Origin of the sequence: Streptomyces sp. A2-16 (assembly GCF_018128905.1) — a bacterium.
In the GTDB taxonomy this organism is placed as follows: Bacteria; Actinomycetota; Actinomycetes; order Streptomycetales; family Streptomycetaceae; genus Streptomyces.
The window spans coordinates 9090158-9106233 of sequence record NZ_CP063808.1 but is presented as its reverse complement, the minus strand read 5'-3'; the positions used below and the strand labels follow the sequence as shown (position 1 = coordinate 9106233).

Below are 16076 nucleotides of genomic sequence, written 5' to 3'. Positions count from 1 at the left end.
AACTCGGCGCCCGGTGGCGGGTCGGCGGCGGGCCCGGCGGTCAGGCCACGACCGTGAACAGTCCCGTCTTCTCGCCCAGCCGGGACAGGGAGATCTTGCCCGGGACGCCGTTGGCGTCGGCGCCCGTGTAGCCCAGGTGGCGTTGCCACTTGGCGTAGGCGGCGATCGTCGTGGTGCCGAACGAGCCGTCGCCCGCGTAGGACCGGGAGAGATAGCCGAGTTCGACGAGGGCCGCCTCGGTGAGATTGGTTCCGGCCATGTAGCTGACGTGGCCCTGCTTGGCCCCGGGGTCGGTCCTCGCGGCCTTCACCAGCCGGGACAGGTCGACGCGCGGCTTGCCCGCCGGCTTCGTCGACTCCGACTTGCCGGGCCCCGCGGCCAGTTGCTTCTTCACGGCGGCCCGGAAGTCGTCCATGTCGAAACTCGGGTCGATCTTCCCCGGCTGGCACTCCTTGTGCCCGGCGACGGACTTCTCGCTCCACCCGTGCGCCCGGCAGATCGCCGCCGCCCACAGCACGGCCTGCCGGTACTGCGCCTGCGGGTAGGGGTCCCCGCCCTTGCCGCGGTTCTCGATCTCCAGGCCGTAAAGGCAGTCGTTGCCGTCGGCCCCGGCCGCGTCGTCGTGCGGGAGCGGCTTCTCCTCACGGAGCGCGTTCAGGACATCGATGTCGGCGTAACCGGCGTGGTTGGTACGGCCGTTGCCGATCATCCACAGGCCCGCGGTCTTGCCGAGCCAGGCGTGGCACAGCGGTCCCGGAAGGTCGGATCTGCCCTTGAAGCAGAGCTCCTTGTCGTCGTGCCCGCCGGTGTGGTGGATCAGCACCCCGATGACGGGACCGAAGGACTTGCCGGACGCCGCGTCGCGGTTGTGGGTCTTCCAGCCGGCGTGCTCGTGCACGGTGAGGCCCTCGGCCTTCAGTGCGGCGAGCATCTTCGCGGCGGACAGAGGAGTGGCCATGGCTGCGTCTTCCCTCCGGAGCGACACGTCGAAAACGCGTCAAGTCGGCTGTGGATCTTGTGAGTTGTGGTGCGAATGGCATTCAGTGGGACGTGGCTGACCCACTTGCCGCTCATGATTGCGGCAAAGCCGCGCCCCCGGCCGGGGAATCGCGGCATTCACAGCCGAACGGAGTCACCCGTCCCACCACGCCCCGGGAGTTCTCGCCGTGCCGCACACCCCGATCGACACCAGCAAGCCGCACTCCGCCCGCTTCTGGAACTACTTCGTCGGCGGCAAGGACAACTACGAGGTGGACCGCGAGATCGGCGACCACATCAAGGAGATCTTCCCCGGGCTCGTCGACGTGGCGGTCACCAGCCGGCGCTTCCTGGGCCGCGCGGTCCGCCATCTCGCGGGCGAGCAGGGGGTACGGCAGTTCCTGGACATCGGGACCGGCCTGCCCACCGCCGACAACACCCACGAGGTGGCCCAGCGGGTCGCCCCGGACGCCCGGATCGTCTACGTCGACAACGACCCCATCGTGCTGGCCCACGCCAACGCCCTGCTCACCAGCGCCCCCGAGGGCAGGACGGCCTACCTGCAGGCCGATCTGTACGACCCCGAGTCCATCCTCCGGGCCGCCGCCGACACCCTCGACCTCGACCGGCCGGTCGCCCTGATGATCCTCAACACCCTCGGCCACGTCGCCGACCACGACCGGGCCCTCGACCTGGTCCGGCGACTCATGTCGGGCCTGGCGCCCGGCAGTTACCTGGTGATCAGCGACAGCACGGCCACGAGCGAGGGGATGATCGCGGCGTCGGAGGCGTACAACTCCAGCGGGGCGGTGCCGTACCACGTGCGGGCGGTCGAGGAGATCGCCGCGTTCTTCGACGGCCTGGAACCGGTCGCGCCGGGCGTGGTGCGGGTGACGGAGTGGCGCCCCGAGGAAGCCGGCCCGGCCGGGGTGGACGCGTATTGCGGGGTCGGCCGCAAACTCTGATCGCCGCCGGGAGACGCCGCGTGTGCGGTCCTCGTACGGACGAGTACGCCTCGTACGGGTCGGTACCGCTCGCTTCCCGGTGCCCGGCACGGTGGTGTGCGGGTGTGACCGCCGTGCCGGGACCGGGTTGCCGCGGTACCTGATGGTGGCGCTGCCGGGGTGCCCGAGAGGCCGGGGCTCAGCCGGGGGCCACCGCCCGCCCCGTCTGCGGCGAGATCATGCCCGCGCACAGCCCCTTGGCGGCCAGGGTCTGCGCGATGCGCGGAATCGCCGCGCGGGTGTTGGCGGGCCAGTCGTGCAGGAGGACGACCTGCCCGTTGGTGAGCCGCCCGACCGCCGCGACGATCGCGTCGGTACTGGCGTTGTTCCAGTCCTGCGAGTCGACCTGCCACAGGACCTCGGTCAGCCCGTATCTGGCCTCCACGGCCTTCACCGTCGCGTTGGTCTCGCCGTACGGCGGCCGGAACAGCTTCGGTGTGCCACCGCCGCCGTTCGCGATCGCCTGCTGCGTGCGGGAGATCTCCGAGTCGATCGTGGCCTGGCTCTGCTGGGTCAGATGCGGGTGCGTGTAGCTGTGGTTGCCGACCCACATTCCGGCGCTGACCTGGGCCCTGACGAGTGCCGGGCTCGCGGCGGCGTTCTGGCCCGTGTTGAACATGGTGGCCCTGAGGCCGTACTGCTTCAGGGAGTTGAGCAGGGCGGTGGTGCCGCTGCCGGGGCCGTCGTCGAAGGTGAGGCCGACGTACCCGGTGCAGGCCGCGGGCTGCGCGGGAGCAGCGGCGGCGGGGACGGCGAGGGTGCCGGCGGCGGCCAGGGCCGCGGCCAGTAACGGGAGGTGCGCCCGGGCCCTCATCACGCCACCGTGATGTTGGAGCTGCCGCTGCTCTGGTATCCCTCGGTCGCGAGGATCATGTAGTACTTGAAGCTGCCCATCGGCATGCCGGCGCGGGCCCACGCGTCGAAGTGGTTGCCGGTGGTGATGGTGCCGCCGGTCCGCCTCGACTGCCGGACGCTCCAGTACTGGTTGAAGGTCTTGGTGCCTTCCACGGACGGGGCGTTGTAGCGGGTGGTCTGGTAGATGTCGTACGTCCCGCCGTCGCTGGAGACGGTGCCCTTGTACGTCCCGGTGGGCCGGTAGGTGCCCCAGTTGTCGACGACGTAGTACTCGACGAGCGGATTCGACGTCCAGCCGTAGAGGGCGAGGTAGGCGTTGCCGGACGGGTTGAAGCTGCCGGAGTAGCTCACGGTCCTGCGGGAGCCGTTGCTCCAGCCCTTGCCGGCCACGAAGTTGCCGGTGTTGCGCCAGGAAGTGCTGTAGTTGCCGCCGGAGTTGAGGGTCATGGAGACCGTGCCCTGGGCGTCGGTCCAGAACGAGTAGTAGTAGCCGCCGTTGGTCCCGGTCTGGTTCGTGGTGACGACCGTGGCCGCCTCGGCGGTGCCGGGCAGGGCCAGCGTGGCCCCGGTGGCCAGCAGGAGGCCGCAGACGCTGCGGCGCGTCGGGTGTGCGGGTGTGTCAGTCATGCCCCACAGTTTTGGTCTGCCCCTGTCAAGCGTCAACAGTTTCGGCAGATGTTTCGAATGCTTCGAGATCCCTCTCACCTGAGGAAATCGCCGAAATCTTTCGGAAGATCGCAGAGGGTGAGGGCTGCTAAGGTCATCGGATCTTCGAATGTTTCGAAGGCTTTCCGGAGGTCCAGGGCAAAAGAAAAAGGCAGGGAGGACACCACCTCCTTGCCATGTTCAACCTATAGCGCACTGGGGGGCTTGCGGCAAGGCCCCCGGGTGGGCGCACACTTACCGGCCGTACCCGAAACCGGAGCTGCTGACTTGAATTCCCTGCCCGCCAGCGTGTTCGACCTCCCCGACCGCCTCGCCGCCAAGGCCGACCCGGCACTCGTCGCCGCCGACGAGCGGCACTTCGCGGCCATCGCGGAGTGCCTCGAGCAGACGATCGCCGAACTGTCCGCCACCCTCGACGCCACCCTCAGGGCACCCGGCGGCATCGGCCAGGAGGCGATGGACCGGGACACGGAGATCCACCGCCTCAGCGCCCGGCTGCGCACCCTGCGCCGCTTCGGCCTGGACCTGTGCCTCGGCCACATGGTCGCCGCCGACGAGTCCGAGCCGGTGTACGTCGGGCGGCTCGGCCTCACCGACAGCACGGGCCGCAGGCTGCTCGTCGACTGGCGTTCCCCCGCCGCCGAGCCCTTCTTCGGCGCCACCCACGCCAACCCGATGGGGCTGGCCAGCCGCCGCAGGTACCGCTGGGCGAACGGCCGTATCGGCGACTACTGGGACGAGGTGTTCGCCGCCGACGGCTTCGCCGGGCACCACGCCTCCCTCGACGACCAGTCGGCCTTCATCGCCAGCCTGGGCAGCGACCGCTCGGAGCGGATGCGGGACGTCCTCGGCACCATCCAGGCCGACCAGGACGCCATCATCCGCGCGGGCTCTCGCGGCGCGCTCGTCGTCGACGGCGGCCCCGGCACCGGCAAGACCGTCGTCGCCCTGCACCGCTCCGCCTACCTCCTGCACTCCGACCCGCGCCTCGGCCACCGGCGCGGCGGCGTCCTGTTCGTCGGCCCGCACCGGCCGTATCTGGCCTACGTCTCCGATGTCCTGCCGAGCCTCGGTGAGGAGGGCGTACAGACCTGCGTCCTGCGGGACCTGGTGGCCGAGGGCGCCACGGCCGGGGTGGAGAGCGACCCGGAGGTGGCCCGCCTGAAGTCGTCGGCGGACCTGGTGAAATCGATCGAGAAGGCCGTCCGCTTCTACGAGGAGCCCCCCACCGAGGGCATGACCGTCACCACCCACTGGTCCGACATCCGGCTGACCGCCGCCGACTGGGCCGAGGCGTTCGACGCGGCGGAGGGCGCCCCGCACAACGACGCGCGCGACCAGGTCTGGAACGAACTGCTCACCATCCTGGTGGACAAGCACGAGGGCGACGCCCCGGAGGCGCTGCTGCGCAGGTCCCTGCGCCAGAACAGGGAGCTGCTCACCGCCTTCAACCGCGCGTGGCCGCTGCTGGAGGCCGCCGACCTGGTCTCGGACCTGTGGACGGTACCGGCCTACCTCCGCATGTGCGCACCCTGGCTGAACCGTGACGAGACGGCGGCCCTGCAGCGTGCGGACGGGCAGGCCTGGACGGTGTCCGACCTGCCGCTCCTGGACGCGGCCCGGCAGCGGCTCGGCGACCCGAAGGCCTCCCTCCGCAAGCGCCGCAACGAGGCCACCGTCGCCGCCGAACGCGAACGCATGGCCACGGTCGTGGAGAACCTGAGCGCGGTCGCCGACGACGAGTACGGCATGGGTCTGGTGACCATGCTCAAGGGCGAGGACTTCCACCACGCCCTGGTCGACGAGAGCGCGCTGCAGGTGACCGACCCCGACCTGCTCGCCGGCCCCTTCGCGCACGTCGTCGTGGACGAGGCGCAGGAACTGACCGACGCGGAGTGGCAGATGCTGCTGCTGCGCTGTCCCTCCCGCAGCTTCACCATCGTCGGCGACCGCGCCCAGGCCAGGCACGGCTTCACGGAGTCCTGGCAGGAAAGGCTTCGACGCGTGGGCCTCGACCGCGTCGAGATGGCCTCCCTGAGCATCAACTACCGCACCCCGGAAGAGATCATGAAGGAGGCCGAGCCGGTCATCCGCGCCGCCCTCCCCGACGCCAACGTCCCCACGTCGATCCGCAGCACGGGCACACCGGTGACGTACGGCCCGCTGACGGACCTGCCCGCACTGCTGGACACCTGGCTCACCACCCACCCGGAAGGCGTCGCCTGCGTCATCGGCTCCCCGTCGTTCCGCCCGACCCCCCGGGTCCGCTCCCTGACCCCGTCCCTCTCCAAGGGCCTCGAGTTCGACCTGGTGATCCTGGTGGACCCGCAGGACTTCGGCGACGGTGTCGAGGGGGCGGTGGACCGCTATGTGGCGATGACCAGGGCGACGCAGCGGCTGGTGGTCCTGACGAGTGCGGGTGGGAAGGGCTGACGGCCGTGGTGAAAGGCCGTTCATAGTCGTTGGATCACCTCCGGGACGAGCGCGACGACAGCGGGCACGAGCAGATAGAGGGTGAGCCCGGTGATGGCTTTGCGGGTGGCCACGGGCAGCACCGGCACCGACCACACCTGGGCTATCGCCGCGTCACGGTCGGCGGAGGACAGCTCCGTCGGCCGCAGCGACCTGACATAGGACTCCTTGACGGCCAGCGCGGAGTGGTAGCCGATCGAGGAGGGATAGATGATCACGACCGTGTCGACCACCATCACTCCCACCACCACGAAGAGCATCCACGGCGAGGCCGGCAGCCAGACCAGCGAGAGGGCCAGCAGACCGATCATGTGGGCCAGGGCGGAGCCGTAGGTCCACAGCATGAACTGACGCAGGGTGCGCAGCCCGCGGAACCCGTCGCTGTCGAACGTCATGTTCGGCGTCACCCCGAAGCCCAGCGCCGCGGACCGCTTCAGATAGATCGTGAAGACCACGCCCATGGCCAGCTGCTTGGTCAGGAAGTAGAAGGCGTACGTCCCGGACGCGCACAGCGTCAGAGCCAGCTCGGGGTGGGTGTGCAGGTTGGCCCACCAGCCGGCGTACACCTCGGAGCGCCAGACCGCGTCCGGGAGCATGGTGGAGTTCCAGGTCTCCATGAGGCCGTACGCGTTGACGAAGGCGAACAGCAGGACCGTCCCCACCGCGACGACCGCCATGATGGCCACCGAGACGGCCCGGCGGCCGAGCGTGGTGAACGACCGGTTGGTCCTGGCGACCAGCCGGTTGTGCTGCTGTATCTGCCGCGCGGACAGGTGGGCCGCGCCGCCGTTGCGCTCGTTCATCGGCACGAAGTCGGCGATGGCCCGGACCTGCTGGCAGTAGAAGATCGGGGTGACGAAGACCACGGCCAGCACGATCAGGCCGGCCGGGTCCTGGAGCAACGGCAGGCTGACCGCGCTCGGCCGCGCATGGTCGGAGAAGAGATAGGCGAGCGCCGGCCGCGCGTCCCCGTCCGTGGGCGCCACGAGCACGTCGCCGGCCTCGGCCAGCCCCAGCAGGGTCATCGAGGCGAACAGGCTGATCAGCAGGAACTTCGTCTTGGGCGTCAGCGGCGAGTACCAGAGCCGGACCAGCAGCCGGGCCGCACCCCGTAACGGCAGCGGCACCCTGCGCAGCAGCCTCGTCACCCGGCGGATCCCGAGCGGCCTGGGCACGCGGAAGACGGCACCGATCAGTTGTGGCTGCAGGGGTCTGAGCTGCGTCATCCGTCCCCCGATCGCGACATCGCACTCCCTGGCTTTATAGCCGGTGCGACGCCGTCCAACCCCACCCGAATCGGACGCACGGAACACCCCCTCCGGAAACCGCTCCGGAGGGGGTGCGGGACGCCCACGGCGTGTTCGGACCGCCGGGTGATGCCCTTTGCTGCGCCGCCCGGTCAGCCGCGCCGCTGTCCCGAGGGCTCGGCGGTGCCGGGCGCCTGGGCGGTCTCGGCGGAGGCGACCGGGGTGCGGTGTTGTGCCCTGTCGGCGGAGGATGCCGGGTTGCCGTGCTGTGTCGTGTCGGCGGTCCGTGCCGCGCCGGTGCCGGTCCGATGCTTGGGGCGCAGCAGGACGACCGCGCAGACCGCGGCTGTCAGGGCGAGGGCGGCTGCCACGACGAGGCACAGGCGCATGCCGTCGAGGAGGGAGTCGCCCAGGGCGCCGTAGACCTGGTGGGCCGTGGAGCCGAGGTTCATCCCGGCGACCGCGCCCAGGCCGCCTTCCTTCGCGGTGGCCACGACGGTGTGGGCCTGGGTTCCGGTCACGCCGGCGTCGGCGAGGTGGCCGGGCAGGCTGTGGACGGCGCGGGTGGAGAGCAGGGCGCCGAGGACGGCCGGGCCGAGCGCGCCGCCGACCTGGCGGAAGGCGTTGTTGGCGGCCGAGGCCATGCCCGCCAGGTGGTGCGGCACGGCGGCGACCGCGGTGGCCGTCATCGGCGTGGTGACCAGGCCCAGGCCGACGCCCAGCACGATCAGCCGCCAGGCGATCGAGCCGTAGGAGGTGTCGGCGTCGAGGTTGGTCATCGCCAGCAGGGACCCGGCGATCAGGAGCAGGCCGCCGCTGATCATCCAGCGGGTCGGGACGCGGTGCATGAGCCGTCCGGCCGGGGCTCCGGCCACGATCGCGGCGACCGGGACCAGCAGCAGCCGCGCGCCCGCCTCCAGCGTGCCGAGCTGCTGCACCATGCCGAAGTACAGGCTGAGGACGAAGAAGAAGCCGATCAGCCCGAGGAAGGTGATCAGGGCGACCAGCGCGGTGGCGGTGAAGGCCGCGCTGCGGAACACCGCCAGGTCCAGCATCGGGCTGGCGCTGCGCTTCTCCGCCACGACGAACGCGATCAGCGCGACGATGCCCAGCGCCAGGGCGGCGATCACCTTGGTCGCGGTGAAGGAGTCGGCGCCGCCCTCGATCACGCCGTAGACCAGGGCGGTGACGGCGACGGCCGCGGTGATCTGGCCGGGCCAGTCGAGCCTGCGGCCGTGCGGGGCGCGCGAGTCGGTCAGCAGCGGGGCGGCGACGGCCATCGCGATCAGCGCGAGGGGGACGGACAGCAGGTAGATCCAGCGCCAGGAGAAGTGGTCGAGGATGACACCGGCGATGACCGGGCCCACGGCCAGGGCGGCGAGCATGGCCATGGCCCACATGCCGATGAACTTGCCGCGCTCGCGGAAGTCGGGCACCGCGTGGCTGATCAGCGCCAGCGTGGTGGGCAGCAGCGCGGCCGAGCCCAGACCGGCCAGGGCCTGCCCCGCCCACAGGGTCTGGATGTCGTGTGCGCACAGGGCGACCGCCGCCCCCGCGGCACAGCAGAACAGGCCCGCCTGGAAGACCTTCTTGCGGCCGTGGACGTCACCGAAGACGCCGGCGGTCAGGATGAAGGCGGCCATGGGCAGGACGAACGCGTCCTGGACCCAGGAGAGTTGGGCGGTCGAGGTGCTCAGTGCCCGCTGGATGGCGGGCAGGCTGACGGCGACCGTGGTGATCGGCAGGTAGGCGACGAACACGCCGAGGCAGGCCATGACGATGGTGGCCGCCCGCCGGTCGGTCGGCCTGATCGCCGTTGTGGTGGCGTTCACGGAAATTCCGCTTTCTCCCGTGCGGCGTGGTGGGCCGCGGTCGGTTGGGTGGGGCAGGGGTTCGTGCACGGGGGCTGCCGTGCCGGGGGCGGGCAGCCCTGACCTGCGGGATGTCGCCGGTGGCGGCCCGCAGACGTCGGTGGGTGGGGTTCGGTGAGTGGGGATCTCCGCATGACGGGCTCGCGTCGAGCCAGTCGGTGTGTTCCGGCTGTCCGAAGGGCCAGGAGCGCTCCGGGCCGGTCAGGGAGCGGCAGCGACACCCCGCCGCGCAGCCCACCCGCAGAAGCTCCCGAGCACAGCCACCGGTGCCGGGGCCACGTCGGCGACCACCCGCTGGACGCGGGAGGCACCGGTGAGGGACGCCACCTGGTGGGGGCGCCCGACACCCGCCGTGGTCAGGGACATCAGCAGGACGAACGTGCCGAGGCAGACCACCGCCGGTACCAACCGCGTGCTCATGGGAGTCACGTCCTTTCCTCGAGGACACGCCCCAGCATCCGCCTCACCGCCTCCGACCATGAACTGTGCAGCCCGAGACGTACAAAAACCTCTACCTGGATGGCACCGGCTGGCAGAATCACCCCGTGAACGACGAAGTGGACAGAAAAATCCTCCACGCACTCCAATGTGCGCCCCGCGCCCCCTTCCGGCGCATCGGGGAGGTGGCGAACGTGTCGGAGCAGACCGTCGCCCGCCGCTACCACGCCCTGCGCCGCAGCGGGGTGATACGGGTGATCGGCCAGGTCGACCCGGCGGTGTACGGGCAGGCCCATTGGGTGGCCCGCATCCGGTCCCGCCCCGACCGGGTCGGGCCCCTGGCGGACTCGCTGGCCAAGCGGCCGGACATCGCCTACGCCAACCTCGCTTCCGGCGGCTCGGAGATCATCTGCATGATCCGCTCCGCCGTCGAGGCCCACCGCGACGACGTCCTGCTGCGCCAGCTGCCCCGCTCGGCCTCCGTCCTCGACGTCAGCATCGACCTGGTCCTGCACCCCTTCGGCGAGACCGGCACCAGCGAATGGACCGGCTACGGCGCCGGCCTCACCCCCGACCAGGTACGCCGGCTCACCGGCGACCGACCGCCCACCCCCGCCGGGCCGCCGCGGCCCCCTACGGACGAGGACACCCCGCTGCTGGACGCCCTCGCCGAGGACGGCCGCACCACCCACACCCGCCTCGCCGAGCTCACCGGCTGGTCCAACGCGCGCGTCGCCCGTCGACTGGAGGCTCTGGAGGCTTCCGGCACGCTCTCCTACGACGTGGAGCTGCTGCCCGAGCGCCTGGGCCACACCCTCAACGCCACCCTCTGGCTGCGCGTCGCCCCCGCCCACCTCAAACAGGCCGGCGAGGAACTCGCCCGGCACGCCGAGGTCGCCTTCGCCGGCGCCATCAGCGGTCGGCACAACCTGATGGCCAGCGTCATCTGCCGTGACGCCGAGGACTTCTACCGCTACCTCACCACCGACGTCGCAGCCATCGACGGCATCGACGGCTACGAGGTCAGCATCCGCGTCCGCCGCCTGAAACAGGCTGCGTCACTCATCTTCCACGGCCGCCTTGTACATCCGACGCCTGTGTAGGAGCCGCACGGGGGCGGAGCCGCCCTCCTGACAGGCGCCGTAGCTAACATGAATGTTGCTAACCTGAATGTCAGTATCTGCATCCTTGGGAGCACTGGGAAGGCGGCGACATGGCGGATTTCGTGGGCAGGCGGCACGAGCTCGAGACGCTGGACCGCGAGCTGGCCAAGGTGACGGCCGCGGTGGGCGGGGAGCGGCCCGGACGCTGCGTGATGCTTCGAGGGCGTCGCAGGGTGGGCAAGTCGCGGCTGGTCGAGCGGTTCGCCGAGAGGTCCGGTGCGCCGTTCCTCTTCTACGCCGCCACGGGGGCGTCGCCGGAGGCGGACCTGGCGCGGCTCAGCCAGGATGCGCAGTCGTCCAGCCTTCCGCTGGCGAACCTGCTGTCCGCGGCCCGCCCGGCGACCTGGGATGCCGCCTTCGACGTACTGGCGGCGGCACTGCCGCACGACCGGGTGAGCGTGGTCGTCATGGACGAGGTGCCCTACCTGATGGACGCGCGGGGTGCCTTCGAAGGCGTGCTGCAGCGGGCCTGGGACCGAGTGCTGGAGAAGAAGCCGGTTCTGCTGATCCTGATCGGCTCCGACCTGTCGATGATGGAGGCGCTCAACAGCTATGGACGCCCGTTCCACCAGCGCGGAAGAGAGATGGTGCTGGGTCCGCTCAACCCCGCGGAAGTGGGCGGGATGCTCGGCCTCGATCCCGCCTCGGCCTTCGACGCGGCCTTGATCACCGGTGGACTTCCGCTGATCTGCGCGGAGTGGCCGCACGGCGCCGGGATGTGGGAGTTCCTGCAGGCGGCACTCAGCGACCCGGTCTCCGCTCTGCTGGTGTCGGCGGAGCGCTCGCTCGCCGCGGAGTTCCCCCAGCAGGTCCAGGCCCGCACCGTCCTCTCGGCGATCGGCAGCGGTGAGCGGACGTTCTCCAACATCGCCCGCGCCGCCGGCGGGATCGGAGCGACCCCGCTGCAGCGGTCGCTGGGGACCCTTGCGGAGAAGCGGGTGATCGCGGCGGAGCTTCCCGTGTCCACACGGCCTTCGAGGGATCGGCGCTACCGGGTCGCGGATCCCTACCTCCGCTTCTGGCTGAAGCTGCTGGGCCCGGCGATGGAAGAGATCGAGCGGGGCCGGAGCGATCTGACGCTGCAGCGCATCCGTGAGAACTGGACCAGCTGGCGTGGCAAGGCCGTCGAACCCCTGGTCCGCGAGGCGCTGGCACGACTGCTGCCCGACGCGAACCTTCCCGCGGCTCCCGCCATCGGCGGTTACTGGACCCGCACCAACGATGTGGAGATCGACATCGTCGGAGCGGACCGCGCACCGATCGCCAAGGAGTTGCTGTTCGTCGGCTCGGTGAAGTGGCTGGAGAACTCCCCGTTCGACCGACACGACCTCGCAGCCCTGCACCGACACCGCGCCGCACTCACACCTGCTCCCGTACCCGTCCTTGCTGTCTCCCGCAGCGGAACCGACTGCACGGGCCTCGACGCCGCGTACGGCCCGGAGGAACTCCTCGCGGCGTGGTCATCCTGAGGAGGCCGAGGCCGATGGAGCGCCTCCTGAGGGAACCCAGGTCAGCCCTGTACCGCGTTGTGTGCCCGGCAGGATTCGAACCTGCGACACCCGCTTTGGAGGCTCGACATACGTCCGGCCCCCGTGCCTTCGTCGGCTGGCCCGACGTTCACCCAAGGCTGCTGTTGTACGCCGCCGTCTGGTCTGTTGATGTCAGCCTCGGATGTCAACGGAACAGCTCCGGAAGTGGGCAGACTTCCAACGGTTCCTCAGGCCGATCCGCCCACCGCCACCAGGTGTGCCGACCAGCACACCGCCACAGAGAGCGGCAGATCCTCCCGCCGTCGTCGTCTCGTCCGGACAGCACGAGACCGCCGGACGCCAGGGGTTGGCTGCACTCAGGGCAAGCGGGGACGTCGCCGGTCATGCGGCGCACCCTAGCGGAGTGGTGTGGCCTTCACCTGCACTGATGGTTCGCAGACGTTCGCGCTCTGCTGGCGAAACTGCTGTGCCAGAGTCTGCATAGCCGTCAGGACCTCGGCTTCAGCAACCACCCGCCAGGTCTCGGCGAAACCGTAAGAAGCCACACGCTTTCCCACTGTGGTAGTGAGGTGGCGGATCGGGTACAGGGGTGTTCACCTGCGTTCATGGAGAGCCGGGCCCCGTGCGTTACACGGCTCATGGTCTTGCCTCAACGGATGTGAACGCCGATGAATGAGACGGAAACTGAGACGGGGCCGCCTTCGGCCTCACGGGTTGTGACATGCGGAGTCGGCAGGCACGTGGTGCGGAAGGGGGCCCTCTTGCGCCTCGCCTCGCACCCAGTCGGTGAGCCACTGTGCGAGTGATTGTCCGAGTGGTGCAAGAGCGTGCCGGATGCAGCACACGTTGGGGTCCCAGTCCCACATCTGGCCGTCGGGCGTACGAAAGTCGATCAGTGCCCACATCGCGCAGCCTCGGTCCATCAGCGGGACGAGTCCCGACGGGAGGGCATCCTCATCGGGGCCGCCGAACGCGTGGTAGGCCATGGTGTGTCCGCGCAGTCGCTGAACCAGTCGTCGGTCTCGGTCAGCGAGACCACCTGCCGGGGCCCGAAGCCGCCGTTGGCGACTTCGAGATACATCCGCTTCAACAAGTCGGGCATCGGATTGCCTACTACCCGCTCAAAGGCGGTGACGTCCTCCGCAGATGCGGGCCTGGGCAGCCCCCGGCCGGCCACATGCGAACGGACCGCCAGGACGAGTTCGTCATCAGTCACCCCAGGATCCTCAGCGACGCGGTTCCTCTTGTCGATGCCGCGACTCAGCGGGGTCTGCACAACGAGCTTGGGAAGCTGGGGGCACTCAGAGACGATTGGGGCGCTGAGCTGGGCGAACAGCATCGCGGTGGTCTCGCCGAGCGAGACTGCTTTCACCGTGATTCCCCGCTCTTCCCTGCATAATCTGGTGCGCTTGTGGTGCGGGGCCGTAGCGGCCCGTATCGGCACATCAGTCCTGCCGCTACGGCCGCCTCAGCGATCCTTCGGGCTTCAGCGATCTATCGAGTTCCCTCAAGTACTTCCTTTGCGAAGATCCCGAAATCTTCAAGTGCTGGCACCCTTGGATTTGTGGCGGCTACTGCTTCCAAAATGCCGCCCCCTGTTGGGGCGGTTCTCATGGTTTGGTGTTGAGCGGCCTGGGGGCTCTTGGGTCGTAGGGGCAATGGAGACGGGGCAGTGACTTGAGCGCAGAGGCTGGCTATGGGACTCAGCCTGATGTCCTCGCGGCGCTTCTCGCGGTCGTTGGGGATGCAGGGTCGGTGCTGTCGTATGACGAGGACAGGTCGTTCGCCGCGCTGAGCCTGGGCCGTTTTGGCTCTGTGGGGTCGTCACGGCTGGACTGGAGCGGTGTTGAGGTACTCCATCGCTCTCCAGTGTTCGATGGGGATGGGCTGCGGGCGCTGTTGCGCGGGCTTTCTCGTCCGGATGAGCTGGCCGTCGTGTTCTGGAGCAATCTGGCGGTGCCCTCCCTCGCCCTGGGAGTCGGCCTGGTCGCGAGGCACGCCGAGGCGATATTGGAGTGCTGCTTCGCGTGCTGGGTCTACCTCGCAGACAGCGGGTCATTGATCGAGTTCCAGGATGGTGAAGGGTTCACTGCCGGGCGGGTGCCCGAGTGACCTCCTCGGTGGAGCCTTATAGGGACCGATGGGAAAGTTGAAGCTGTATGCGCAGGTAGGGAGCTGCCTTTCGCTCCCGGCCATTACGGCGGCTGGCTCTTCGCCACTCGGAACGGCCGCCCGGTCGAGTCGCGCAACGTGTACCGCTCCTTCACGCGCGTCGCCCAGTCCGCCGGCCTCCGCGTGATCCGGTTGCACGACGCCCGGCACGGCACCGCCACCCTCCTCACCGCATCCGGGGTGGCTCCCCGCGTCGTGATGGAGATCCTCGGGCACAGCCAGATCAGCATCACCATGGACGTGTACACGCACGTCGTGCAGGACACCCAGCGGGAGGCCATCAGTCACATGGATCGGCTGCTCAAGAGGCGTCCCGGTCGTCAGTGACCGCACCCGTTGATGTCAAAGGCCCCGGACCATGTTCGGTCCGGGGCCTTTTGGCTGGTGCCCCCGGCAGGATTCGAACCTGCGACACCCGCTTTAGGAGAGCGGTGCTCTATCCCCTGAGCTACGAAGGCGGGGAACTGTCGGAGAACGTGTCTGAGATGAGTGCCCTGATGGCACGGGCTCAGACGTGTTCCCGGCAGTGGTGCGGTGGCATGACTGGCGTGCAGTTGTGCCACCGCCCACAGTGTAGCGGCTGGCGTGGTGGCGGCCGGAGGGTTGGTCATCTTGGGCGCCGGCCCCCGCTCTGGCTGGGCGGCACGGGCGGTGGTCTGTGGGGGACGGGGCAGTCGCGAGACCGGGTGGCTCTTGTTCGAGGGCGTGGGTGATGGAGTTGTTGACCCGGGCGTGGCCGATGCAGATCGGCAGGCCGACGTTGGCGTCGTAGTCGGGGACACGTTGCCATCGACGCGTAAGTCTGACGTGATCGGCCGCAGGTGTTCGGGCCTTCTTGAAACGCGGACTCCAGCGGGCTTCGCCACCGGTTCCACATCATCGAGACGCCGGAGTCTTCCGACGCCGAGGGGCTTCCCGTCTGGCCGGAGCCCCTCCCGATCCCAGCTCGCGGTCGCGGATCGGGCCGGTCCCGTCCGCGTGCCAGAATGGAGAAGTCCGTTCTCCGTACTGGCTTCCTCGAGGTTTCTTCCGTGTCCCAGTCCGTCGGCCGTGTGCCTCAGCGACGCAACGCACGGTCCAACCGGGCGCGCATCCTGGCCACCGCGCGTCAGGAGCTGGGGCGGAACCCCGACATCACGCTGGAGGAGCTCGCCCGCGCCTCCGGTGTCGTACGGCGCACGCTGTTCGGGCACTTTCCCGGGCGGGCGGCGCTCCTGGACGCACTGGCCGAGGAGGCCGCCGAGGCGCTTCAGGCCGCGGTGGATCTCGGTGCGGAGGCGGCGGAGCCCGCGGATCGGGCGCTCGCACAGTTTTCGTTGTCGCTCTGGCCCGTGGGCGACCGGTACCGGATGCTCCTGGCGCTGGCCCGGCGGGACCTCGGCATGGAGCGTGTCGCCGGGATTCTGGAGCCCGCTCGGGTCAGGGTGACGGCCATCGTGGAGCGGGGGCAGCGGGACGGAGTGTTTCATTCCCACCTTCCGGCCTCGGTGCTGAGCGCCGGTCTGGAGGCGATGACGGTCGCCCTGCTGGAAGAGGTCAACTCCGGGGCTCTGGAGGACGACGGCTCCCGGGTCGCCGTGACCACGCTCATCGCGGCCGGTGTTCCGGAGCAGCAGGCGCGGTCCGTGGTCCACGACGTGGTCGCGACGCAGGACGTCCCCGGCGACTGAGCCTCGACTCTGCCGTTCACCCCGAACATCGAAAAGACCCCGGTGCCCAA

At 69.7% G+C, this 16076-nt stretch carries 13 protein-coding genes, 1 tRNA gene and 1 pseudogene; 7 read left to right on the top strand and 8 right to left on the bottom strand.

The window, feature by feature from the left end; genetic code table 11:
• Positions 1–40: 40 nt before the first annotated feature.
• Positions 41–958, bottom strand: a complete 918-nt coding sequence (locus tag IOD14_RS40795) for an N-acetylmuramoyl-L-alanine amidase (RefSeq protein ID WP_123989927.1) — start codon at positions 956–958, stop codon at positions 41–43.
• Positions 959–1166: 208 nt separating this feature from the next.
• Here IOD14_RS40795 and IOD14_RS40790 point away from each other — a divergent pair, with 208 nt between their 5' ends.
• Positions 1167–1943: an SAM-dependent methyltransferase gene (locus IOD14_RS40790; RefSeq protein WP_123989926.1), complete on the top strand. Its 777-nt coding sequence runs from the start codon at positions 1167–1169 to the stop codon at positions 1941–1943.
• A 178-nt stretch (positions 1944–2121) separates the two neighbouring features.
• Here the strand turns inward: IOD14_RS40790 and IOD14_RS40785 are convergent, their stop codons facing one another.
• Positions 2122–2796 (bottom strand): polysaccharide deacetylase family protein, encoded by a 675-nt coding sequence (locus IOD14_RS40785; protein ID WP_123989925.1) that lies wholly within the window; start codon positions 2794–2796, stop codon positions 2122–2124.
• Entirely contained in the window at positions 2796–3464 is a 669-nt protein-coding gene (locus tag IOD14_RS40780) for a glycoside hydrolase family 11 protein (protein ID WP_123989924.1), read from the bottom strand. The genes IOD14_RS40785 and IOD14_RS40780 overlap by 1 nt, the downstream gene beginning before the upstream one ends.
• A gap of 306 nt (positions 3465–3770) precedes the next feature.
• Here IOD14_RS40780 and helR point away from each other — a divergent pair, with 306 nt between their 5' ends.
• On the top strand, positions 3771–5936 hold the full coding sequence (gene helR, locus IOD14_RS40775) for an RNA polymerase recycling motor ATPase HelR (protein ID WP_212672897.1): 2166 nt from the start codon (positions 3771–3773) through the stop codon (positions 5934–5936).
• Positions 5937–5956: 20 nt separating this feature from the next.
• Here the strand turns inward: helR and IOD14_RS40770 are convergent, their stop codons facing one another.
• The 3 genes from IOD14_RS40770 to IOD14_RS40760 all read right to left on the bottom strand — a co-directional run bounded on the left by IOD14_RS40770 (position 5957) and on the right by IOD14_RS40760 (position 9513).
• Positions 5957–7201, bottom strand: a complete 1245-nt coding sequence (locus IOD14_RS40770; protein WP_123989922.1) for a hypothetical protein — start codon at positions 7199–7201, stop codon at positions 5957–5959.
• A 173-nt stretch (positions 7202–7374) separates the two neighbouring features.
• Positions 7375–8997: an MFS transporter gene (locus tag IOD14_RS40765; protein ID WP_212673504.1), complete on the bottom strand. Its 1623-nt coding sequence runs from the start codon at positions 8995–8997 to the stop codon at positions 7375–7377.
• A gap of 297 nt (positions 8998–9294) precedes the next feature.
• Positions 9295–9513: a hypothetical protein gene (locus IOD14_RS40760; protein WP_212672896.1), complete on the bottom strand. Its 219-nt coding sequence runs from the start codon at positions 9511–9513 to the stop codon at positions 9295–9297.
• A 125-nt stretch (positions 9514–9638) separates the two neighbouring features.
• Between IOD14_RS40760 and IOD14_RS40755 the strand changes: the two genes are divergently transcribed.
• Entirely contained in the window at positions 9639–10634 is a 996-nt protein-coding gene (locus IOD14_RS40755) for an Lrp/AsnC family transcriptional regulator (RefSeq protein ID WP_212672895.1), read from the top strand.
• A gap of 110 nt (positions 10635–10744) precedes the next feature.
• Positions 10745–12163 (top strand): DUF234 domain-containing protein, encoded by a 1419-nt coding sequence (locus IOD14_RS40750; RefSeq protein WP_123989919.1) that lies wholly within the window; start codon positions 10745–10747, stop codon positions 12161–12163.
• Positions 12164–13106: 943 nt separating this feature from the next.
• On the opposite strand, the gene IOD14_RS40745 is transcribed toward IOD14_RS40750, so the two are convergent.
• Positions 13107–13556, bottom strand: a complete 450-nt coding sequence (locus IOD14_RS40745; RefSeq protein WP_212672894.1) for a hypothetical protein — start codon at positions 13554–13556, stop codon at positions 13107–13109.
• A gap of 305 nt (positions 13557–13861) precedes the next feature.
• Here IOD14_RS40745 and IOD14_RS40740 point away from each other — a divergent pair, with 305 nt between their 5' ends.
• Positions 13862–14296, top strand: coding sequence for a hypothetical protein (locus tag IOD14_RS40740; RefSeq protein ID WP_212672893.1), 435 nt, complete (start codon positions 13862–13864; stop codon positions 14294–14296).
• A 90-nt stretch (positions 14297–14386) separates the two neighbouring features.
• Positions 14387–14683, top strand: a pseudogene (locus tag IOD14_RS40735) (tyrosine-type recombinase/integrase); the annotation flags it as partial.
• Positions 14684–14738: 55 nt separating this feature from the next.
• Here IOD14_RS40735 and IOD14_RS40730 read toward each other — a convergent pair.
• Positions 14739–14814 (bottom strand) — tRNA-Arg (locus IOD14_RS40730).
• Between the two features lie 573 nt (positions 14815–15387).
• Between IOD14_RS40730 and IOD14_RS40725 the strand changes: the two genes are divergently transcribed.
• A complete protein-coding gene (locus tag IOD14_RS40725; RefSeq protein WP_174269157.1) occupies positions 15388–16026 on the top strand; it encodes a TetR family transcriptional regulator in 639 nt (212 codons plus the stop codon).
• The last annotated feature ends 50 nt before the right edge of the window (positions 16027–16076 follow it).

What these genes read in the sequence shown, in the direction of transcription:
- IOD14_RS40765 (WP_212673504.1), bottom strand. Translation starts at nt 8,997, where the DNA reads ATGGCCTGCCTCGGCGTGTTCGTCGCCTACCTGCCGATCACCACGGTC.
- IOD14_RS40785 (WP_123989925.1), bottom strand. Translation starts at nt 2,796, where the DNA reads ATGAGGGCCCGGGCGCACCTCCCGTTACTGGCCGCGGCCCTGGCCGCC.
- IOD14_RS40750 (WP_123989919.1), top strand. Translation starts at nt 10,745, where the DNA reads ATGGCGGATTTCGTGGGCAGGCGGCACGAGCTCGAGACGCTGGACCGC.
- IOD14_RS40795 (WP_123989927.1), bottom strand. Translation starts at nt 958, where the DNA reads ATGGCCACTCCTCTGTCCGCCGCGAAGATGCTCGCCGCACTGAAGGCC.
- IOD14_RS40770 (WP_123989922.1), bottom strand. Translation starts at nt 7,201, where the DNA reads ATGACGCAGCTCAGACCCCTGCAGCCACAACTGATCGGTGCCGTCTTC.
- IOD14_RS40780 (WP_123989924.1), bottom strand. Translation starts at nt 3,464, where the DNA reads ATGACTGACACACCCGCACACCCGACGCGCCGCAGCGTCTGCGGCCTC.
- IOD14_RS40760 (WP_212672896.1), bottom strand. Translation starts at nt 9,513, where the DNA reads ATGAGCACGCGGTTGGTACCGGCGGTGGTCTGCCTCGGCACGTTCGTC.